The 14958-nt window shown below is 46.6% G+C and carries 13 protein-coding genes; 10 read left to right on the forward strand and 3 right to left on the reverse strand.

Annotated features, from left to right (window positions below; genetic code table 11):
- The first annotated feature begins 85 nt into the window (after nt 1-85).
- The 3 genes from QUA16_RS31770 to QUA16_RS31780 all read left to right on the forward strand — a co-directional run bounded on the left by QUA16_RS31770 (nt 86) and on the right by QUA16_RS31780 (nt 4295).
- Nucleotides 86-1225 carry a Gfo/Idh/MocA family oxidoreductase gene (locus tag QUA16_RS31770; RefSeq protein WP_333108308.1) on the forward strand — a complete coding sequence of 380 codons (1140 nt, stop codon included), beginning with the start codon at nt 86-88 and terminating at the stop codon, nt 1223-1225.
- A gap of 482 nt (nt 1226-1707) precedes the next feature.
- Nucleotides 1708-3546, forward strand: coding sequence for a CHAT domain-containing protein (locus tag QUA16_RS31775; protein WP_333108309.1), 1839 nt, complete (start codon nt 1708-1710; stop codon nt 3544-3546).
- A 167-nt stretch (nt 3547-3713) separates the two neighbouring features.
- Nucleotides 3714-4295 (forward strand): hypothetical protein, encoded by a 582-nt coding sequence (locus tag QUA16_RS31780; RefSeq protein ID WP_333108310.1) that lies wholly within the window; start codon nt 3714-3716, stop codon nt 4293-4295.
- A gap of 260 nt (nt 4296-4555) precedes the next feature.
- On the opposite strand, the gene QUA16_RS31785 is transcribed toward QUA16_RS31780, so the two are convergent.
- Nucleotides 4556-4774: a hypothetical protein gene (locus tag QUA16_RS31785; protein WP_333108311.1), complete on the reverse strand. Its 219-nt coding sequence runs from the start codon at nt 4772-4774 to the stop codon at nt 4556-4558.
- Nucleotides 4775-5070: 296 nt separating this feature from the next.
- Here QUA16_RS31785 and QUA16_RS31790 point away from each other — a divergent pair, with 296 nt between their 5' ends.
- Entirely contained in the window at nt 5071-7572 is a 2502-nt protein-coding gene (locus QUA16_RS31790) for a glycosyltransferase (RefSeq protein WP_333108312.1), read from the forward strand.
- A gap of 234 nt (nt 7573-7806) precedes the next feature.
- Here QUA16_RS31790 and QUA16_RS31795 read toward each other — a convergent pair whose 3' ends face one another.
- Complete coding sequence (locus QUA16_RS31795) at nt 7807-9234, reverse strand: ABC transporter substrate-binding protein (RefSeq protein ID WP_333108313.1); 1428 nt, start codon at nt 9232-9234, stop codon at nt 7807-7809.
- Nucleotides 9235-9654: 420 nt separating this feature from the next.
- Between QUA16_RS31795 and QUA16_RS31800 the strand changes: the two genes are divergently transcribed.
- The 5 genes from QUA16_RS31800 (at nt 9655) to QUA16_RS31820 (ending at nt 14048) form a co-directional block, all read left to right on the forward strand.
- Nucleotides 9655-10833 (forward strand): DUF6386 family protein, encoded by a 1179-nt coding sequence (locus tag QUA16_RS31800; protein ID WP_333108314.1) that lies wholly within the window; start codon nt 9655-9657, stop codon nt 10831-10833.
- A 442-nt stretch (nt 10834-11275) separates the two neighbouring features.
- Entirely contained in the window at nt 11276-12187 is a 912-nt protein-coding gene (locus QUA16_RS31805) for a heme A synthase (RefSeq protein ID WP_333108315.1), read from the forward strand.
- A 307-nt stretch (nt 12188-12494) separates the two neighbouring features.
- The gene (locus QUA16_RS31810; protein ID WP_333108316.1) at nt 12495-13472 is read left to right on the forward strand and encodes a heme o synthase; all 978 of its coding nucleotides are present in this window, start codon (nt 12495-12497) and stop codon (nt 13470-13472) included.
- Nucleotides 13473-13551: 79 nt separating this feature from the next.
- Entirely contained in the window at nt 13552-13791 is a 240-nt protein-coding gene (locus QUA16_RS31815) for a hypothetical protein (protein WP_332979695.1), read from the forward strand.
- On the forward strand, nt 13788-14048 hold the full coding sequence (locus QUA16_RS31820) for a type II toxin-antitoxin system RelE/ParE family toxin (RefSeq protein ID WP_333056712.1): 261 nt from the start codon (nt 13788-13790) through the stop codon (nt 14046-14048). Before QUA16_RS31815 ends, QUA16_RS31820 begins: the two co-directional genes overlap by 4 nt.
- Before the next feature lie 23 nt (nt 14049-14071).
- Here QUA16_RS31820 and QUA16_RS31825 read toward each other — a convergent pair whose 3' ends face one another.
- Nucleotides 14072-14374 carry a DUF433 domain-containing protein gene (locus tag QUA16_RS31825; protein WP_333108317.1) on the reverse strand — a complete coding sequence of 101 codons (303 nt, stop codon included), beginning with the start codon at nt 14372-14374 and terminating at the stop codon, nt 14072-14074.
- Nucleotides 14375-14490: 116 nt separating this feature from the next.
- On the opposite strand from QUA16_RS31825, the gene QUA16_RS31830 reads away from it, so the two are divergent.
- Nucleotides 14491-14727 (forward strand): DUF433 domain-containing protein, encoded by a 237-nt coding sequence (locus tag QUA16_RS31830; protein WP_333108318.1) that lies wholly within the window; start codon nt 14491-14493, stop codon nt 14725-14727.
- Nucleotides 14728-14958 lie beyond the last annotated feature (231 nt).

The raw sequence follows: 14958 nt of genomic DNA on the forward strand, positions 1-14958 counted from the left end.
AACAGTCAACAGTCAACAGTCAACAGTCAACAGTCAACAGTCAACAGTCAACAGTCAACAGTCAACAGTCAACAATTATTAAATTATGTCAAAAATTGGCGTTGCAGTAGTCGGTACCGGTTTTGGTCAAAAAGTACACCTTCCCGGATTCCAGGCCCATCACCGGACAGAGGTTGTGGCTGTTTACCACCGGAATTTAGACAAAGCAAAGGATCTCGCATCTACCCACAATATCCCCTACGCTTGCGACTCGATCGCCGATATAGTAGCCATCCCAGAAGTAGCGGGAGTCAGCATTTCCACACCGCCCTTTTTGCATTTTGAAATGGCAAAAACCGTCTTGGAAGCAGGCAAGCATTTATTATTAGAAAAACCCACAGCCCTGACAGCAAATGAAGCCAGGGAACTTTACCGATTGGCAAACAACGAATCTCAAACCGATTTAAAAAATGGTGGTTCCAGAGCAATTGCCACAATGGACTTTGAGTTTCGATTCATCCCCGCATGGCAAATGCTAGCGGAATTATTGGCAGCAGAATATGTGGGAGAAAAGCGTTTAATTAAGATTGATTGGCTGGTGTCGAGCCGCGCTGATGCGAGTCGCCCTTGGAATTGGTACGCGCAAAAAGAGCGAGGCGGCGGAGTTTTGGGCGCGACGGGTTCTCACGTTTTTGATTATATTAGCTGGCTGTTCGGCCCGCCACAGAGGCTTTCGGGGCAATTAATTACAGGAATTTCGGCGCGCCCCGATCCGAATGATTCGGGAAATTTAAAATTAGTTGATGCAGATGATTCTTGCACGTTGATGTTGGAATTAGCCGGGGGAACGCCTTGTCAAGTTTGTTTGAGTTCTGTTACTTATCAAGGGCGGGGACACTGGGTGGAAATATACGGGAGTAAGGGTACGTTGGTGTTGGGCAGCGACAACCAGCAAGATTACGTCCACGGATTTCGCTTGTGGGGTTCCCAAGGTGGAGAACCTTTAGCTGAAATCAAAATTCCTCAAAGATTGGAGTTTCCTAAAGTTTATCCAGACGGGAGAATTGCACCGTTTATTCGAGTAGTAGATAGGTGGGTTGAAGCAATAGATGCCGGTAAATCCTTGATACCGTCCCTCAGAGAAGGGGTTTACTCGCAGTTGTTGATGGATTTGACCCAGGAGTCGAATGCTACGGGGACTTGGGTAGATTTACCGAGTATAGAGAAATTTTTGGGCACTAAGTAAAAGTACAAACTCCCAAAGCAATCTCTCGCACTCGATCGCACCCCAAACCCGATAAACTACAAATAGAGAAACTCAATCCCACCCTATATCCAGAGTCGGTAGTTGTCAGTAACGAGCGGGCTAAAGCCACGCTCGCTTGTAAGAGCGATCGAGCAAGCTGTACTGACCAGCTATCGCCTTAACTGGCTACGTTATTTAGGTCACGACACCCGCTTGATGCGAAGCTAGTCCCTTGCTCTGTCGCTAGTAGTTAAACAGCCTTAAAGTCACGCTCGGCAGTGCTGCCAGCCTAACAAGCCTCTATAACATTGACCGACAAGCTAACATTACCCCGCAAGGGAGATCGAGGCAACCATACCTCACCAGAGGGGCAACCATACCCCTCTACCCCGCAAGGGGATTCAAAGCGATTGAAATCGCCGGGTCGTTTTCCTCTCAGGACTAAAGTCTCTGAGCTTCCCACTTACCGAGCTTTTTTGTGAATGGCGCGCCCTGAAAGTCCTTGCCTCAGTATAGCGATCGCTCGCCTGAGAACCGCTGGGGCAAACCATTTTGCCACTTGGGTTCTACAAGCTCCTTATCCCAGCGGGTACGTTCACCACGACTGTATGTGGCCCGATACCCTCTCCCAATCTTGGAAAGCTTGGCAGGAAATGTTTTCGCCCTCCGGGACAATTCACGAATTGCCCCTAAATCCTGATGGCAGTTTCGTCTCGCCGGAAAACAACCAGAATATACTGGCAGAAACTGAACCACGAAGTCCTCAGTCGCTAGACCTCGCTCCAGGGACGCCCTCTGTGCCGCTCCACCTCTGTCAACAAGGGTGGGGCGACAAAGGGGATCAGCATCCGCCTCGGCCACCGGCAAGCTACAGCAGCCGCCTGATGCAGCATTTGGGGATTAATCTTTGGCAGTGGCTGTTTGAAGGCCCGATTCAGGGTAGTCTCCAGGAAAGTAAAGGTATCGCGATCGGGCAAAATCTACCCCTGCGAGTGCGCGTAGACTTGCGCGAACCGTATTTAATTGCTTTACCTTGGGAAATTATGCAGCCTCAAGCCGGTCAACCGGCAATTTCTCTGTCGCAGCAACTGCTTTTCAGCCGCACTACCAGCAATGTTGAACCTTTGCCACCCCTGCATCCTGCGGAGTCGCTCAACATTTTGCTAGTTTTGGGACAAGCAGAACCCGGCCGCGGTGCTAATTCTCAATTTTCCAGCAGCAATAACCGTCATTTGCAGTTGGAAGCAGAAGCACTCGCCCTAGCTGGCGTTCTCGAAAGCGCTTTTCAAACCGACGACAGTGGCAAATATTCTGACATCAGAGTATCGACTCGCGTCGATACTCTGATCGAACCTACTGCGGCGGAACTAATTTCTCGGCTGGAAACGCAAGCTTACAACATTCTGTTCTACGCCGGCCACGGGATACCGGGCCCCGACGGCGGTTTGCTGTTTTTGGGGCCGGAAACGGTGATTAATGGCACTGAACTAGCTCAGGTATTAGTTCGGTGCCGCGTGACTTTGGCGGTGTTTAATGCCTGCTGGGGAGCTCAGCCGGCGGTGGAGAGGCTGCACTCAACTAACGGCCAGCAACAGGCGATCGCCCGCAGCAGTTTGGCTGAGGTACTGATCCATCACGGGGTGCCTGCGGTGTTGGGGATGCGGGACTCGATCGCCGATCGCGAGGCCCTGAGTTTTATCCAAAGTTTTGCTCAAGCTTTGGCCGGTCGGATGTCGATCGATCGGGCAGTGGCCGTCGCCAGACAGCAGTTATTGACGCTCTACAAGTTCAATCAACCGGCTTGGACGCTGCCTGTGCTGTATATGCACCCTGAGTTTGACGGTCAGCTAACTGAGCCGGTAGATGACCTGAAAACTGAATTGCCTTTAAATTCTTCTACTTGGCTGGGACGGTTGCCGTCTTGTGCTTATTTGCGGGGGCGCGATCGACCAAATGCCAAATCCACCGAATCGAGCAATCAGGTTTGGCCGATTCGCGCGGGTATGGTTCGAGTCGGACGCTGGGAAGAAAACGACGTAGTGATTCGAGAACAGTGGGTTTCTCAAAAACACGCCGAGATTTTCTGCCGAAACACTATCGGAGATAGCCGCGAAGAACCTAGCTACTTCCTGCGCGATTTTTCTCGCTACGGGACTCTAGTTTTGGGATCTGAGGGATGGCAGAGAGTTCACCACCAAGAATTGTTGCTACGCAGCGGGACTCAGCTAAAATTTGGCAGTTCTCAAGGTCAGATTTTTGAGTTCACTATTGAGGTTCCTAAAACTTCGGGGTACAGTGAGACGGATTGCGGAACGAATTAAGGTGCGGGTGTAGCTAATGAAGACAAGCGGCTACTGGCACAGCAAAGTTCTGGGCGTTGAGTGTCCAGTCTGAATTTAAAAGAGTTACTCACCACTGATAGCTCGCAACGAGCTCTTGGCACAGTCCCCCCTTCTGTCTTTTCCTTCTCCCACTTAGGTATTACATCATGGCTACCCAATCTGCTGATTCTGAATATTTTCGCGATTCTCAAACTCAGGCCCAGATGGAACTTCTCGCCACAATTGTTCAGACTGATGTTGCTTACCCCTGGAATCCTGCACAGCTTGAATCCGAATCTTATTTAACTGCCCTAGAGCAGGAATTTGCGCTATCTGATTCATTCAGCGACAGCGATATTGCGCTGAAGTCCCAAGTTTTATTCTCGCAATTAGAACAAGTTTGGCTGACGACTGCTTTGCAAAAGTCTTTGCGCGAGAAATTTGCTCGCGTTCCTCAAGATTTTCTGGCCAGCATCGCTCAAAGCGTGCAAAACGCAACTGTTAAGTGTCAATCTTTAGCTGACCAAATGGTAGAGTGCGTCTTAGATATTTTGCCTCAGTGGGCTGAGGAAGATTTGCAGGTGTTGGCACGTCCTTTGGCTTATGCCATGCGAGATGTTGATTCGGAAGGGGGAGAATTAGTGATGGCTACTAAAAGACCTTGGGCCCAATTGTCGGAAATAGAACAAGCCAGAGTTAGTTTGGCTGTCGCCCGCTATGCAATCTCGCAATTAGAAATTGCTGATTAGTTTTTTGATGGCTTTGTTTTTGTGCTGCGCTCGCGGTAATTTTTTTAAATTAATATAAAATTAATCTACCTTTAGTTAGATGTCAAATTCGTCTAATTGTTAAATCCTAGGGATTGCTATAGTTTGATATAGCAATCCTATTTGATTTGTAGACAAGATATAGCCTTTCTCTGTAACATGAGGTGCACGCTTGATAAGCGGGCATAGGCCTCCGTGGGCATACCTCACCAAGATTGAGAACTGCTGTAATTTTTTTTGAACTATAGCAAGCGCGCCCGACGTTTATGACTGAGATGTGGCAGAATTTTTAGTAAGATTTTTATGGGCGGCGTCGCAGAAACGGCCCCCAAGAAATATTTTTTATTATGGAACAGGCCGGAAAGCGTGTTACGGACATTGCTGAAATCCTTGCCGAAGATTGCTTCTGATATCTTTTCCGGTTGGGTGGGAATGATAAAGTCAAGGTCGCGCAATTCCACATTCCCCCACTTCCCACTCCCCACTCCCCACTCCCCATCATAAAGAGTGTTACCGCAATTTATATGAATTCTCTCCTCGGTAACTAAAGCCTTCTTCCTTCTGCTATATTTGGCCAGGTTTGGACTCGCTTAGCAGTTTGCCAACAGCAAGCAAGATGAATTATCATACAAGGGTCAGAATGTTAAAAAATGTAAATAGAGTAATTGGGGTGTGTCGGAATTTTCAACTGAAGTAAAAAGTGGACAGCAAGAAACCCTTACTGTGGCATGCACGATCGGGACTTTAAAATTATTTTATGACAACTTCAAGATTTGATTTTCAAGACTTGAAACGCCGCTTTGGGCGGATTTCGCGGGTGCCGGCGGCAACGCTAGTCGTGTTGGGTGCGGTTGCTTTCGCAGGTGCGATCGCCGGGGCCTGGTTTGCCGGTGAAGGTACAGTCAGCGGTATTTTTGCCACAATCAACATTGGGCAGCAAAACCCGCCTGTGTGGCTGCAAGTGCCTGCTACGAGCAAGATGTATTTGTTAGTGCCGACTTTTGTGCTGGTTTCGGCGGCTTTAGCTGCCATTAAAATTTCGCCTCAACCGCAGAAATGGTCGCGTGCTGTGGTAGTTGCAATAATTCTAGCTTTAACCATTCGCTACGTTTTATGGCGATCGCTCGCTACTCTAAATTTAACCGATCCCCTCAACGGTATCTTTAGTTTAGGGCTGTTTTTCCTAGAAATGCTACTGGTTTTCAACACCAGTATTCAACTGTATTTAATGCTGAGAATGAAAGACCGGCGTCGAGAAGCCGATCGCATGGCAGTTGCAGTTGAAGCGGGAAACTTTACCCCGCCCGTAGATATTTTAATCCCAACTTACAACGAACCGGCTTTTATTTTACGGCGCACTGTAATCGGCTGTCAAGCTTTAGATTATCCCAACAAAAAAGTATATTTGCTCGACGATACCAAGCGGCATGAAATCAAGTTGCTGGCCAAAGAACTGGGATGCGAGTATATAACCAGACCCGATAATCTTCACGCCAAAGCTGGAAACATCAATCATGCCACAGCCCTAACTAATGGAGAACTAATTGTAGTTTTCGATGCCGATTTTATTCCCACTAAAAACTTTTTAACTCGCACAGTAGGATTTTTTCAAAATCCCGAAATCGCCCTCGTTCAAACACCCCAAAGCTTTTACAACCACGACCCCATCTCCCGTAATTTAGGTTTAGAAAATGTGATCGCGCCCGAAGAAGAAATCTTTTACAGGCAAATTGAAATCATCAAAGACAGCGCCGACAGCGTGGTTTGTTGCGGTACATCTTTTGTAGTTAGGCGGAGTGCTTTAGAAACAGCGGGAGGCTTGGTCACAGATTCAATCTGCGAAGATTATTTTACCGGAATTCGGCTGTCAGCAACTGGATATCGCTTAGTTTATTTAGATGAAAAATTGAGTGCGGGTTTGGCGGCTGAAAATATAGAGGCTCATCTAAATCAAAGGCTACGCTGGGCGCGAGGCACGCTTCAGGCATTTTTTATTGATTCCAATCCTTTAACAATTCGCGGTCTCACATTCGTACAAAGGCTATCTCATTTGGAAGGATTGCTGCACTGGTTTACCAGTTTAACCAAGGTTTTATATCTGTTAATACCTTTAGCTTATTCATTTCTCGGCATAATTCCTTGGCGGGCAAGTGCGCCGGAATTGCTGTACTTTTTCCTGCCTTACTATTTGGTGCAACTGACTGTGTTTTCTTGGCTGAACCGCAGATCGGGCTCGGCTTTGCTTTCGGATATTTATTCGTTCGTGCAGTGTATTCCTTTAGCGGTGACGGTGGTGAGTTCGATGCTGAAACCGTTTGGGAAAGGGTTTCAGGTGACGCCAAAAGGAATGGCGAGCGATCGCTTTCGTTTTAACTGGAATTTGGGATGGCCTTTGATTGTCTTGTTCGCAGCTACAGCAGTCAGTGTTTGGCACAATTTAAACATTAATTTAGTGAAAAATGTTGGCAACTTACAGTCAATATCAGAAAGTGCACATTTCTCAAAAGGAATGAGTTTGGGATGGATTTGGAGTGCTTACAACCTGCTGATGATCGGGATTGCATTACTGATTTTGGTGGATATTCCTAAGCCGGACATTTACGAATGGTTCAATTTACGCAGGGTTGTACAATTAAATATTGGCGGTCAAAGTTTTTGGGGTATAACCACTGTAATTTCGGAAAGTGGCGCTGAAGTTGCTCTGACGCAGTGGCCAAGTTTTGCGGTGAAAGGTAAGGGTAGTAAAGAGAGTTTGACCCCAGCAGAGATTTGGCCAAAATATGCCGTTCCGACAAGCTTATCGCAGGGTAAAATAAAAGCGCTCTCTCGCAGTGCGGCAGTCAAAGCCAGGAGATCGCTAGGGCCGTCTGTTGTTGAGTTGGGCACTGAGCGTCGTTTGGCGAAAGGTTTGATTGATTGCGATTCGGCGACTCTGGAAATTATGGAAGAGAACTGTTTTATTCCTGTGGCTAAGATTGAGTTGGTGAGCGATAAATCTCAGTTGGAGTCGAGTTTTCGGGATGGAAAAGAGTGCAGTTTTGCGGAATTTCCCACTGTGCGAATTGCGTTCGATCGCCTGAACATTAGCCAGCACCGCTGTTTGATCGAAATGCTGTACTGTCGGCCCGGCCAGTGGCAGCGGCAGGAAACTCCCGGAGAATGGCGATCGCTGTGGCTGTTGTTGAGAATTGCTTTGAAACCGAGGGCTGTTTTTGAGAGGAATAGGTCAGTTAGGCCGATCGGAGTTTCGCAACTGTAGATCGAGTTTCCCTCCCGGCCGGGTTTCACCAAACATTTATCCCGACAACAAACAATCCCATCAAGCTGCCTCCGCCAAGGAAAAATGGTAGATTTTATAGCAACCGCCAAGACGGTTAGGACGTTGTTAATGGCTGACACGATTGATTTTATTGCTTCTTCCTTCTTCCTTCTTCCTTCTTCCTTTTTCCTTCTTCCTTCGGCTATACATAGACAAATGACCAGAACTTGCTTTTTAATTAATCGGCACAAATTCGTAACCGTAACTCGTGCGATTTCCGGGTTTAACAGTTACTAATTGAACTGCTCGATTGCGATCGCCCGAAGGTAAAAACCGAATCGGGCCCGATGCTCCTTTTGCCGAAAAATCTGACGCCGATAAAGCTTGTTGAATGCCTGTACGAGTCGGATTGCGCCCTAAACCAACAATTAACGCGATCGCCGCATCGTAGGCTAAAGCTGTGCGCCAACTTACTTCAGCATTCCAAAGTTGTTTGGATGTTTGGGGAAAGTTGGACTGCGGATCGGCGAGAATGTGCCAAGGAACAGCCAGCACCATATCTGTTGCTGCTGCGCCACCGATTTGCAGTGTTTTAGCAGTATAAGCACCGTCTCCTGCTAGTAATGGCAGCCGTTTGGCGTTTACTTGCACTACTTGCAAAGCTTGGTCGATCGTGGCTGAATTGGATGCTAACATAATCACTTCTGCTCCTTGGGCGATCGCACTTTTAACGCTATCGGCAGCATTAAAATTGCCCTTAGCAAAGTCAAATTCACCTACTATTTGTCCTCCATCTCCGTAAATAGCCGTCGTGAATTCATCTTTTAAAGATTTGCTGTAACTGCTGGCAGAATTGAAAAATACAGCAGCTTTTTGCTTTTGCAATTTTCCCAGCATATAGCGGGAAAGAGCATTAGCCGCAAACCGATCGCTCGGCACTGTCCGAAATATATTGTTGCCAACTCCTGAAAGCTGCACCGACGTACTTGTCGGAGAAATTGCTACTAATTGTTTTTGCTGGTAAATCTTGCTGGCTGCTAAGGTTGTATCTGAACCAAAATGCCCGATTACTCCTAAAATTTCCGAGTTATTTGCTAAAGCAGTGGCAATTTGGGCAGCAATTGCTGGGTTGTTGTCATCGTTAGCAATTAGCACTTTTAAGGGAGTACCGCTAATGCCGCCGCTTTGGTTGATTTCATTTTGAGCTTGAGCTACCCCCCGCAGAATTTCTAGAGCAGCATTGATATCGCCGCCAATGGGAACTGCGGTGGCAATTGTGTAGGATTTTCGATCGCCGATGCGGGCGTTGTTGAGGTAAATTAGTGCTTCTGGATCGTTGCGATTGCTGTTGAGCGAAGCTTGTAAGTCGGAAATAGCTGCGTTATAGTTGCCAGATGCGATCGCCTGTACTCCTGCTTGTTTGGTTGTTGTTGCTTGCTCTGGAATTAACAGTTTTTGTCCGGCACTCAGACGCTGCCCAATTGCCTGGTCTGACTGCTCGGCATTTCCCGTCGGAGACTTGGGAATTGTCTGATTTGGGAGTGATGAACCTCCCAAATTGATGCTGCCTCGGCTTGTCAGCCACCAAATACCTGCACCGGCTAGCCCGATCGTAATTAGGAGTGATAAGATGAGAACAGCCGTTTCATTTTTTTGTGACATAATTTTACATTTTTAGATATTTGAAATAACGAAGTCATTAGTCATTAGTTATTAGGAGCGAGTAAAAAACATTGACCAAGGAGAAGAAGTGATTTTAACTTGGCGCTCCCGAATTGATGTAGGGTGCGTCAGATAGAGGGATGGGATCTATCAATTGACGATCTCGGAGCAGAGGCATCATGCAAGCCTAAAATCCAGTAGTCACTACTTCCTTATTATATGCGATCGCCCGGACATGATATAATTCAGTAACATTGGCATAGTAAAAATAGCGATCGCACTCTTTAGTCTGAATGCTTTCAAGGTGGTTCCACCAGAAAAGTGCAGGAATTTTTATAAGTTACCGCTTCAAAGATTAGTGAACCCTACCCTGCAAGAGGGCCACTTCCTCCATTCCAAATTTAGTTAAGCAGGCAAGAAATGATAACTGGTGAATTAGATAAAACGCTGAGCGTTGGAACTGATGTGGCAGCTTGGTTTCTCTTTCATCCGCACGATCTGGCACATCGTCGGGCAGATCCTCCTAGTTGGTGGACCTATGACTTTGCCATTTTTAAAGAATTTGCGGCTGGAACACTTGTTGCCGTCCACACAGGGGGGGATGGTAATTCTACAGTTAGGTTCACTAACGTCGGATTGACGGAAGGAGAACTTACCTACGCAGTCTGTTGGGCCGATTTTCGGTTGCAGGTAAAACATCAATCTCTCTATCTGGATGGGGGTTATGTGTTGCCAGCAGAAGAGTGTGACGAAATTGAGCCATGCGATGCGGAGGGTTATGGATGGATTGAGTTACCCAATGGCAATTATCGAGTGACGGTTCATGCTATCGCTTGGTACGACGAACCAGGTGCGCTGGACGAGAACAATTATTCAACCGAGTCGGCTTTAGCTGCCTATGTTGTTCACTTTCAGTCTGTGGCAGATCTAGATTCGATTACGCCTCCAACAACGCTTCCAGATATATATCCACTGTGTTCAAATTCCGAAGATGTGGTATTTTCTGAAGGCGAAGAGTTATCGATGCAAAACACACCGTTGCAATGGTCTGAGTACCCTGTATTACAGTGGCATGAGGTGATTTTCCCCTACAGCGAACACCGATTATATCTCACTGGATTAAAACCGTTTGAGCTAAGCAACGGGCAGGTGGTTACAGTTTTATCGTTAGACGTTCCTAGAATTGGGACACTGGTTCAATACACATATCTGGACACATATAGGGAGGGCCACTATCAAGCAATGGGTGTAGTAGCAATCCGGTTGGTTGAGTTGAAGCGCCTCTTTAAACGCAATGAGGTTTTTTGGGCAGAGGTTGAACCTTATAATCCAACTTTTGTGCCTGCCGATTTAGAATCCATTGAGGAGTTGAAGCGTCTTTTTGCAGACTATGCAGCAATCAAACTTACCAATTCCATCCATGTGGAGTATCCTCACTTTTATGCAGAGCATATTGCGTCCCTGACAGAAGCCCGTGAGTTGGGATGGCGGGTGGCTCATGCTCTAGATTTAATAAGCGATCGCCAACAGGAATTACTAGCCCTCTCAGAAAGAGATTTAATTCACAGGTTGATCTGTCACTTGAGTCACAGAGAGTAAACCAACATTATACAATCTGAGGTGAGTAAACCTGAGAACTACCTTGAAAAACACCTAGGGGGTAACTCTTCAGTCCTGTATTTAGTTACAAATTTTTACGTTAAAGTTTTGTCTATATCATAAACATTAGAAAAAAAGCTTTTCTTAATCATATCTTTATTTTTCTCTGCGAGTGGGACTGGGAGGGAGGCTGTAACAGCAAAGGGTTCGGTAAAATAATTAAAGTTTGTTGAAATTTATAAAAATAGCTGCAATACTTTGTAATGTAAAGAGGAAAGTTGAAAAATATCTAAAGACAAACTAATTGGATTGCGATGTCGCTAAGGTAGTATATATGACGGTTTGTCACAGAAAAAGAGTGTTAAGCTCGGCTAAGCTCAGCAAAAGTAAAAGCTCGCTATTTCATTAAGTTCGATCGATAACAAAGGCTAAGGTAAAGTTCATGGCAAACTCAGTTTTAAATCAGCCAAACGCAGCAGGAGTGCAGTGGCAGCCACAAGATATTATCCGCGGCTTAGTGTGGAAAATTGCGATCGCAACCTGGCTGTTAATGGCTGTAGGCAGCGCCACGCGAGTGATGAATGCGGGGCTCGCTTGCCCCGACTGGCCGCTGTGCTACGGTCAATTAATACCCGCAGCGCAAATGAATTTGCAGGTATTTCTCGAGTGGTTTCACCGGTTGGACGCTGCGGCAATTGGCTTGAGCGCGATCGCACTTTTAGGACTATCTTTGTTTTACCGCAGCCGCCTGCCAAAATGGCTGCCTTGGGCGAGCGCCGGAGCACTATTTTTAATCGTTTTTCAAGGCGTATTGGGCGGCTTGACAGTAACACAACTGCTGAGATTTGACATCGTTACCGCTCACTTGGGAACAGCTTTACTATTTTTTGGCGCCCTGCTAGTCATCGGTTTCATGCTGACTCCCTACGAAGCTACAGGAAATGTCGGCAAATTAGCTTGGGTAAGTTCGATCGCAGCATTGTTAGTTTACCTGCAAAGTTTGCTAGGAGCATTAGTAGGCTCTAGATGGGCACTGCACCAATGTTTGAGTTCCTCAGAATTGTGCTCGGTAATGAACAGCCACATCGCTGGTATCGTACCAGCTACAGCAGCGACTTTAGCCGTAGCAGTCATGGCTTGGCGGCAGCCTGCACTGAGTCCACATTTGCGAAAACTGGCTAATTGGGCGAGTGTTTGCCTAATTGCTCAATTAGTTCTGGGATTAGCAACTTTCCGGCTGCACCTTCAGGTAGAACCGCTGACAGTCGCCCACCAAGCAGTCGGTGCTGCTTTGCTGGGAACCCTGGTAGCTTTTAGCGTTTTAGCTTGGCGCGATCGAGTTTTATCAGCTTGAGAGTAATATCATGTCCGGTAGCATCGTTATTATTATAATCCAAGGTCTTGTAGGGGCGGGTTCACCATGATTCTCGATAAAAGCCAACAGTTTGATAAACCCGCCCCGCCCATACAAGCACCAATCAACCGGACACTCTCTAAAACGCAGATTTATCTATTCCTTGAGTAAGAGAGGGCTGATTTATCTCTCGTCGGTGGGGGCGGGTTTATTAATCCTTTTAGCTACGGCAGATATCTCTCGTAAAACCCGCCCCTACGAACCAATGACAACTAACTGACAACTGAAAACTAACAACTAATAACCGATGCAAGAAATCCTTACCAACGACAGCCCCCGCCTCCACGAAAACTTTTCGCAAGTCGTGAAAAGTTACTATCAACTAACAAAACCCAGAATTATTTTACTGCTGCTAATCACCACATCAGCAGGAATGTGGATGGCAGCCAAAGGAGAAGTCGATCCGCTATTGCTGGTGTCAACTATTACTGGAGGCGCTTTAGCTTCTGCGTCGGCGAATACGATTAATTGTGTCTACGACAGTGACATCGATTATATTATGGAGCGCACCCGGTGGCGGCCGATTCCTTCCGGGCGTGTCAAGAAGCGGGATGCTTTGATATTTGCGATCGCCCTAGCTACAATATCCTTTACATTGCTGACAGTTGTTGCCAACTTATTAGCGGCATTGCTAGCAATGTCAGGCATCCTTTTCTATGTCCTAATTTACACCCACTGGCTGAAGCGCCACAGCGTGCAAAACATCGTCATCGGCGGTGCAGCAGGGGCGATTCCCCCGCTAGTTGGGTGGGCTGCGGTGACGGGAGATTTGAGTTGGGGTGCGTGGCTGCTGTTTGGGATTATCTTCCTGTGGACACCGCCGCATTTTTGGGCATTAGCAATGATGATTCGCGACGAATACAAGGAAGTAGGCGTCCCGATGTTACCTGTAATTGAGGGCGACGAAGAGACAGCCCGCCAAATTTGGATTTACACGCTATTGATGATTCCGGCAACTTTCCTGCTAGTTTATCCCCTGCATTTAGCGGGCGCGGTGTATGCAGGAACAGCTATTTTCCTCGGTGCTATTTTTGTCCAAAAAGCTTGGTTGCTGTTGCAGACTCCAGAGGATAAGATTGTTGCGCGATCGCTCTTTAAATACTCTATTCTGTACCTGATGCTATTGTGCGCCGGAATAGTGGTTGACAGTTTGCCTGTGACTCATAACTTTACTACTGCTGTTGTACAAAATGTGCAAACTTTGATTAGTGCAGTTGTGATGTAGTCTGCTTTTAGAGCCCCGGCTTCTTGAAGAAGTCGGGGCTCTGGGTATATTGTAAAATTTAAAGTGGAGGAAAGTTCTGATGGCTGAGAATACTGTGAAAGTAGACATCTCATTTCAATCACTACTGGAAGCTATTTCGTCACTGGGAATTGCTGAAAGATACAAGATATGGGAATTTTTGGAAGCTGAATTATTCCCGAATGAGGACGATTCTCCAGAAGACATTGCCGAAATTGAAGCTGCCCGTGCTGATTACAAAGCTGGAGATTACACAACTTTCGATCGATATATGGCACAACGGGCAAATAAATCGACATGACTTACACTATCCTTACCCCTAAAGCTGTACAAAAGCAGCTAGATGCCCTGCCCAATGATGTCTACGATCGTATCGCTGTCAAGATTTTGCAACTTGCCGAAAACCCGCGCCCAGATGGGGTGGTAAAGCTCAAAGGTGCTGACAATGAGTACCGTATTCGGATCGGTGATTATCGCGTTCGTTATGAAATCGGCGATGAAGAACTAATCATTCTCCTATTACAATGCAAACATCGGAAAGATGTTTACAAAGCATGATGTTTCTGCACCTATTATCTCACTCACGCTTCTTTACCAAAGTTGCTGTGCAAAGCTTCAAGACGCTTGGCTTCTGCTGCTTGATTAATCAAATCAGTTTCAATTTCTGCGGTGTTGGCATGATAGTAAGTTAATGCAGCGTAGACTTCGGCGAGGGTGAGATGTCCGATGCGATCGCAAATCTCTTCAGCATTCAATCCTCGCTTGTACCAGGTTACGATGCGGCGAACGGTAACGCCTTTACCGAGGATGTGGGGACATCCACCATGCAGTCCGGGAGTGCGTGTAATGAGCGTACCAATGTCAATAGATACTGCTGCGGTCATAAACTATGGAAGTTTGAATGGACTGATCTCTATTACAGCATAGCGATCGCACAATTCGCTCGCGGTGTGAATTTCGGGCGAGAAATGAGGTAAGGTAGAGACAAAGGTTTCAAACAATGCCAGCATCCGTTGCTTATCTGTTTGACAGAATCACAGTGAACCCAAGACAATGTGGCGGTCGTCCCTGCATCCGGGGAATGCGGATTCGAGTCATCGATATCCTAGAATTGCTAGCTGCGGGTTTGAGTTTTGAGCAAATTATCGCAGAATTGCCCGACTTGGAACTTGACGATCTCAAAGCTGCGCTTCTGTATGCAGTCCGCAAACTCGATCGTCCCGTTTTAGCCGCATGACAATTTGGTTGAATTTTCGTATATCGTCAGCCATTGCTGTGTGGATCGAACGGGCAAAAGCTTTAATTGTTGCAGTTGAGTAATTTTTAGATTTAGTATGATTTATGAATCTGTTTTTTGGAAAGAAGACTTACTAAAGCAAGCTAAAGCTCTCCCAGGGTAAACGCATCTTAACTGGAACCCAAAATATGCTACAGTTAAATCCGACTAAATTTCAATGTAGTTTGTTGT

This window comes from Microcoleus sp. S13_C3 (assembly GCF_036700905.1).
Classification (GTDB): Bacteria; Cyanobacteriota; Cyanobacteriia; order Cyanobacteriales; family Microcoleaceae; genus Microcoleus.